Origin of the sequence: Streptomyces sp. NRRL S-337, assembly GCF_000720175.1 — a bacterium.
Classification (GTDB): domain Bacteria; phylum Actinomycetota; class Actinomycetes; order Streptomycetales; family Streptomycetaceae; genus Streptomyces; species Streptomyces siderophoricus.
In genome coordinates, this window is record NZ_JOIX01000051.1 from 46,296 (window position 1) to 53,097 (window position 6,802).

General features: G+C 72.7%; 5 protein-coding genes. All 5 read right to left on the bottom strand.

Annotation, left to right across the window (positions count from 1 at the left end):
• Positions 1-14: 14 nt before the first annotated feature.
• Genes IG62_RS0128450 through IG62_RS0128470 form a run of 5 tightly spaced genes read right to left on the bottom strand, consistent with a single transcriptional unit; the run spans position 15 to position 5,791 of the window.
• Positions 15-1,397, bottom strand: a complete 1,383-nt coding sequence (locus tag IG62_RS0128450) for a beta-ketoacyl synthase N-terminal-like domain-containing protein (RefSeq protein ID WP_078872298.1) — start codon at positions 1,395-1,397, stop codon at positions 15-17.
• Positions 1,387-2,676 (bottom strand): beta-ketoacyl-[acyl-carrier-protein] synthase family protein, encoded by a 1,290-nt coding sequence (locus IG62_RS0128455; protein WP_030809355.1) that lies wholly within the window; start codon positions 2,674-2,676, stop codon positions 1,387-1,389. Before IG62_RS0128455 ends, IG62_RS0128450 begins: the two co-directional genes overlap by 11 nt.
• Complete coding sequence (locus IG62_RS0128460) at positions 2,673-3,851, bottom strand: beta-ketoacyl synthase N-terminal-like domain-containing protein (RefSeq protein WP_030809358.1); 1,179 nt, start codon at positions 3,849-3,851, stop codon at positions 2,673-2,675. Before IG62_RS0128460 ends, IG62_RS0128455 begins: the two co-directional genes overlap by 4 nt.
• A gap of 8 nt (positions 3,852-3,859) precedes the next feature.
• Positions 3,860-5,164: a beta-ketoacyl-[acyl-carrier-protein] synthase family protein gene (locus tag IG62_RS0128465; RefSeq protein WP_030809361.1), complete on the bottom strand. Its 1,305-nt coding sequence runs from the start codon at positions 5,162-5,164 to the stop codon at positions 3,860-3,862.
• Between the two features lie 48 nt (positions 5,165-5,212).
• Positions 5,213-5,791 (bottom strand): acyl carrier protein, encoded by a 579-nt coding sequence (locus IG62_RS0128470; RefSeq protein ID WP_030809364.1) that lies wholly within the window; start codon positions 5,789-5,791, stop codon positions 5,213-5,215.
• Positions 5,792-6,802 lie beyond the last annotated feature (1,011 nt).

A 6,802-nucleotide genomic window follows, 5' to 3' on the forward strand; every position in this document is an offset into this window, starting at 1 on the left:
TGTCCCCTCGTGCGTCAGTCCGTGTGCGGCCGCTGGGCCAGCAGGGCTCCGGCGAACCCGTTGAAGGTGCTGTGCAGACTCAGGACGGAGTCGATCCGCCGCTTCCTGGGCGCGCCCATGACGAAGTCGGTGCCGTCGTCCGGCGGGGTCCGCAGATGCGCGATCTGCGGCAGCTCCCCGGTGGCGAACAGGTGTGGCGCCAGGGCGAGTTCGGCCAGCGGCCCGGCGGCACCGAGGGTGCCGGTGACCGGCCGCAGCGAGCCGACCGGAACCCCGCTGTCCTTCAGCAGCGCCCGCAGCAGCTCCGCCTCCGCGGCGTCGTGCCGGACGGTGCCCTTGCCGTCGGCGAGGACGGCGCCCAGCGTGTCGGGCGTCAGGCCGTGCTCGGCCAGCAACCCGCGCGGGCCCTCGGCGAGCGCGGACGGGCCGACGCCGCTGTCCACCGCCGGCCGCAGCGCCGCCCCCAGGAACGTCACCAGCGGCCGCGCCCCGCGCGCCACCGCGTCCCCGGCCCGCTCCAGCACCAGCGCCACCGCGCCCTCGGCCAGCACGGTGCCGTCCCGCTCGGCGTCGAAGCTGCGCAGCGCCGCCCCGTCGGGCCCACCGGGCGTCAGATGGCCGGCGCGGTACTGCGCGGCCAGCTTCAGCGGCTCGTTGTAGCTGCCGGCGCCGACCACCAGCGCGGTGTCGCACGTCCCCTCGCGCAGCGTGAAAGCGGCCCGCTGCAAGGCTCCCAGCGCCGCCCCGGCGTCCTGCACGAACGCCGCACAGTCCCCCCGGAAGCGCTGCGCGATGCTGATCAACGCGAGGGTGTTGTTGTTCAGCGCCCGGATGACGGTGAACGGGTTGAAGGTGGCCGCGTTGCCGAACGCCTCCGCCACCAGCCGCGTCATGCTCACCCCCGCCTCCGGCGAGTGGTCCGTGCGGGCGTTGTCCAGCGCCTTGTGGAAGGCCGCCGCACTCAGGTCGGTGGAGTCGTCCTGCGCGACGTACAGTCCGCGCCGCTCCTCCGGCACCTGCTGCCAGCTCTCCCCGGCCGCCGCCATCGCGTCCTGCGCGGCCAGCACCGCGTTGAACGTGAACGGCGTCCCGAACTTGCGCAGCTTGTGCGGGACGCTGTCCCGGCTCTCCTCCTGGAGCGCGTCCGGCACATGCCCGAAGTGGCTGATCTTCCGGGTCCGCACATACGGGTCCCGGTACGGCGACAGCGCCGGCTGCGCCTGCCGCCAGGCCGACCACAGCGCCTCGGGGCCGCGCCCGGTGGGCAGCACCGCGCCGATGCCGGTGACGACGACCGCGTCCGGGTCGAAGGCCGCACGAGAGAGGTCGGGGGTGTGGGGGTCGGTGTTGTCGTGGAGCTCGTCCGAGGGGTTCGTACTCGGGAGGTCAGTCGTCATAACCGCGTACCACCAGACTGGCGTTGAGGCCGCCGAAGCCGAAGGAATTGCTCACTGCCACCGACACCTCCTGGTGCCGGGCCTTGTCCGGGACGTAATCGAGATCGCAGGCCGGGTCCGGGTTCGTGAGGTTGAGCGTGGGGGGCACGATGCCGTCGCGCACGGACAGCACCGTCGCGATCAGCTCGGGCGCGCCGGCCGCCGCGATCAGATGCCCGAGCATCGTCTTGTTGGCCGTCACCGCCAGCTTCCGGTAGTGCTCACCGCCGGCGAAGACGTCCTTGATCGCCCGGGTCTCGATCGGATCGTTCAGGGGCGTGGACGTGCCGTGCGCATTGACCGAGTCCACCGCCTCCGGGTCCACCCCGCCGTCGGCCAGCGCCCGGCGCATTGCCAGCGCCGCGCCCACGCCGTCCGGATGCGGGGCGGTGACCTGATAGGCGTCGAGGGAGCTACCAAAACCCGCCACCTCGGCGTAGACGGTCGCGCCCCGCCGCCGGGCGCTCTCCTCGCTCTCCAGCACCAGCATCGCCGCGCCCTCCGCGGCGACCAGACCGCTGCGGTCCCGGTCGAAGGCCCGGCACAGCCGGTCCCCGAACAGCTCGGAAGTGGACGGCGCGCCCAGCAGGTGCAGCCCGGTCATGGTGGGCAGGTTCAGCACCGAGTCGGCGCCGCCCACCACCATCGCGTCCACCTCACCGCGCCGGATCATCCGGAACCCGTGCCCGATGGCGTGCGTGGCGCCCGCGCAGGCGGTGCTGAAGTTCAGCGCCGGGCCGCGCAGCCGGTGCCGGGCCGCGATCCCGGCGGCCAGCGCGTCATTGGTGCAGAACAGGCCGCTGGCCCGGTCCAGTTGGTCGCGCCGCGCGTACAGCGCCTGCCAGCTGGGCTGCCCGTCCTCGCCGAGGGCCGGCAGCAGCTCCAGCGGGTCACGTTCCGGTACGCCCGAGCCGACCGCGGTGCCGATCCGGCCCGCCTGCGGCGCCCCGTCCCCGCCGGCCGCGAGACCGGCGTCGGCCAGCGCCTGGCCGGCCGCCGCCAGCCCGAACCGCACCCGCCGCTCCACCGGCTCCGCCGGGTCCGCGTCGGTCCCGTACCGCGCCGCGAACGCCGCGTCGTCGACCGGCGCCGCATAGCGCACCGGGAAGTCGTCCACGCCCGGCGGCTGCCAGCCGCGGATCGCCGAGCGGCCCTCGCACAGGCCCTCCCACATGGTCTGCCAGTCGAGCCCCAGTCCGCAGACGGCGCCCAGCCCGGTCACCACGACGCGGCGGCTCATGATCCGGCTCCTTCCAGTACGACGGCACACACCTGACCGCGTGCGCCGCAGGCCAGCACCAGCGCCCGGTCGACCGGCAGCGGCTCCTCGCGGACGGTTTCCCCGTCGTCCGCGAGGAGCCGCCCGGTGGCCAGCCCGTGCAGTGCCAGCACCCCGTGGACCAGCGGATGGGCGGGCCCGAGCACACCGGTGGCGCGCTCGGCCCCGGCCACCGCGGGCCATCCGCCGGCCGGCCCGAAGACCCGGCCGAGCGCGGCGCGCTGGGCCTGTTCGCCGGCCGCCGTCCACCCGGCGTCCGGCAGCACCCAGCCGATCCCCGCGGCGTCGGTACCGGCCATCTCCAGCGCCGCCCGCACCGCCTCGGTGAGCGCCGAGGTCAGGTCCGCATCGTCCGCACCGAACCCGCGCCCGTAACCGGCCAGCCGCACCGCCGGCCCGTCCGGCGCCGCCGGTACGTCCGCGGCGCGCCGGGCGACGAGGAACGCGGCCCCCTCCCCGGGGGCGGCACCGGTCCACCCCAGCTCCTCGTACTGCGGGAACAGCAGCGGATGCACCTTCGGGCTGACCGCACCGATGACGGCCGCCTCGTTCTCGCCCTCGGCAACCGAGAGCACCCCGTCGACCAGGGCCGTAAGGCCCGCGTCGGAGAACGGCGAGTACGCGGCCATCGCACCGGTCAGCCCGAACGTCGCCGAAATGTGCGCGGCGGCCGTGCTGTTGAGGTGGGACAGCCCGCTGAACGGCGGGACCTCCCGGCCGTAGAGCGCCGCGACCGCACCGGGCGAATCGTCCGCCGCCCGCCGCAGCCCGTCGAGGGCGGAGAACCGTAACAACTGCTCGTCGACGGTGGGCAGTCCGAGGTACAGCCCCCAGCCCTCCCCGCCCACCGGACCGGTCACCGAGGGACCGGTCAGTGCCAGCCGCGCCCCCAAGAGCGCCATCCGGGCCTGCTTCTCGGAGGTGCGCAGCACCCGCCGGTGCACCCCGAGCGTCGCCGCGTCCGGGTCGTCGACGAGGAAGACGGTGCCCGCGCCGGGCCAGGTGCCCGCGAGCGACTCGTAGGGCCGGCCGGTGTCCTTGCCGGCCACCAGGGCCTCCCACAGCGACGCGGGATCCGCGCCCGCCGCGGTGTATAAGCCGGGTGCGGTCAACCGCACCCCATCGAGGTTCGTCATCACTTCGCTCACCCCGCCTGCGCCAGGATCAGCGAGCAGTTCTGCCCGCCGAAGCCGAAGGAGTTGGACAGCACCGTCGTCACCGGCGTGTGCCGCTGCTCGGTGACGATGTCCAGGCCGCGGGTCACCTCGTCCGGCTCGTGGAAGTTGAGGGTCGGCAACACGGCCTGCCGCTGCAGGCTGAGCACCGACAGCACCGCCTCGGCCGCCCCGCTGTTCGCCAGCGAGTGCCCCATGGCGGACTTGTTGCCGGTGACCGGGATCCGGCCCACCCGCTCCCCGAACACGGTGTGCAGCGCCGCCGCCTCACAGGTGTCGTTGGCCTCGGTCGAGGTGCCGTGCGCGTTGACGTGGTCGATGTCGTCCGGGGTCAGCCCGCCGTCCGCGAGCGCCGCCCGGATACAGGTGGCGTAGTCGGAGCCGTCGCGGGAGCTGGACGTCATCTTCACCGCCTCGGTCACCCCGGCGTAACCGGCGACCCGGGCCAGCACCCGCGCGCCCCGGGCCTCGGCGTGCGCCCGCGACTCCAGCACCAGGAACGCGGCGCCGTCACCGATGACGAACCCGGAACGGTCCTTGTCGAACGGGCGGCTGAGCTCCGCCGCGTCCCGGTCGCCGGCGGGCGCCAGCGCGCCGATCCCGTAGAACGCGGCGACCGAGGACAGCGTCGTCAGGCTCTCCGCACCGCCGGCCAGCGCCACGTCGAGCGTGCCGCTGCGGATGTAGCGGTACGCACTGCCGATGGCCATCCCGCCCGCGGCACAGGCGTCCGCGTGCGTCTCCAGCACCCCGGCCGCACCGAACCAGTCGGCCAGCCGCGCGGTGGCGGTGTCCGGCTGGACCCGCTCGTGCCGCCGCGGGTCCGGCCCGCCCGCGTCGAGGTAGCCGTCCAGATCCAGCGCGCCCGCCTCGAAGTCCACATGACCCGCCAGCGCGACGAGTTCGGCGGGCTCCATCACCATGCGGTTGCAGGCCAGGAAGACGCCGCCGCGTTCGGATTCGAGGCGCCGCGGCAGCCCGCTGCGCTCCCAGGCCTGGGCGGCGGCGTGCCAGGCGAGCGTGCCGGCCGGGCCCAGCGGGCGGGCCTCCGGCGGCACCGCCTCCTCCAGGGACCGCCGCACCTCGGGGTCGATGTGGGCCGAGACGGCGCAGGGCACGCCCCACTCCTTGTGGAGCGGGTGCTCGGCGATGAGGGTGTTCCCCTGCGCGAGATGGTCGAACAGCGCCTCGGGGTCGGTCATTCGACCGGCCACCAGGCCGATTCCGGTCACCACGACCTCATGACCGGCCCCGGTGGGTATGTGGGGGTTCACTTGCTTTCCTTTCGCACGTCGAACGGCTTCGGCGGCGGCCGGCTCGGGTCAGCCGACGGGCTGGGCGTGCCCCAGGGCGGCCAGCGCCGCGCGGACGCCCTCGGCCATCACCTCGTCACCGGCGGCCGCCTCCAGCGCGGCACCGCAGCCGGCGCACTGGACCTTGCCGGACGGCGCGATCTGCGCCTTGTCGGCGGCGCACTCGGTGCAGACCTCGGGCAGGTGGTCGAAGATCCGGTGGGTGAACGCGGCCCAGTGCGCGCTGGTGGCCGCCGCGGCGACCTCGTACGGACGCATCCCGGCGTGCACCTGCTCCTCGCTGTAGCCGAACGCACTGCGCCGCAGCACCTCGGCGGCCAGCTCGGAGATCCCGCCGCGCTCGTCGTAGAGCTGCTCCGACCCGCCGAGCGCCGACGCCAGCTGGTCGAGCACATTGGACTTGGGCAGCGCCACGCCGAGCTTGGTCTCCATCTCGAAGCGGAATTCGACCAGGTCGAGGGATTCGGCCCCGAGGTCGGAGACGAGGGTGGCGTCCGCGGTGATCTCGTCGACGCTGCTGCCCAGCACCTGCGCCAGTCCCTCGCGGACGATGTCGTGGATCCGGTCTGCCTCGTAAGGGTTCTGCATGGTTCTCTCCTCGTTTCGTAAGCACTCTGCACGCCACCTTTTACCGGCCATGGAAAATGCTGGAAAACGGCAGCGGAAATTACCCGGCGGCACGTTTCGTCAACCGGATGGAAACCGGAAGGAAAGTGCGGTGAGAGGACATCACTGAGCGCCAAAACGGCACGGTAAGGAACGGCTTCGAAAAGCCGGAATGAATTACCGGAAAACCGTCGGAAAATTCAGCTCAGTACGCCCGACAAGAGGCGGCGGCCGCCATGGCGGCACACTCGGCCCAGGGACACAGAACGCCGGGAAACCCTCCCGGGAAGCGGAATGCCCGACCACCGGACATCCCGACGGTCATCGCGCCGGACATCGTGACGGACGCCGCTTCGGACATCACTTCGGATATCGCTTCAGACATCTCTGAACGCGTGACACATGCCATCCCCCGTAGCAAATGATCCCCCGATTCCTGCTTACACAGGAACAGGCCTTAAAACGTCGGCGACCACCACGTCGTGCCCCACCGAAAGGACCTGCACCGCCTCTCCCGGAGGCGCGACAAAAACGTTACCAGAGCTCCCCAGAAGCGTCACGGGATTGTGCGATAGGTCACGTGACCCAATCGCATACCCGCGGGGTCAACTCAAAAGGTTCCGTGGTAATGAAAAACTTAACGCGGGATTCACATACCCCCGGGCCGGTTATTCCCGAACGAAGCCCGCCACCACACCGCCCCTTACCCCACCTGGGGCCGGAACTCAGGCCCCCCACTCCCCTGCCCCGGACTGGCTGGACTGGCATCCCACCGGGCACCGGACCCCCGCCCGGGACCGGAACTCTGAACCCCGCTTGCCTGCTGAAGACCGGCGCCCCCTACGGGACCTGGCCCCACCCCCGAAGACCGCCACCCACCGGGCCCTGCCCCACCCGACCCTCCGCAACCGAGCCGAGCCCGACCCGAGCCGCAGCCCGCAGCCCCCGGCCCCCGGCCTGTCTCTTATACACATCTGACGCTGCCGACGAAGA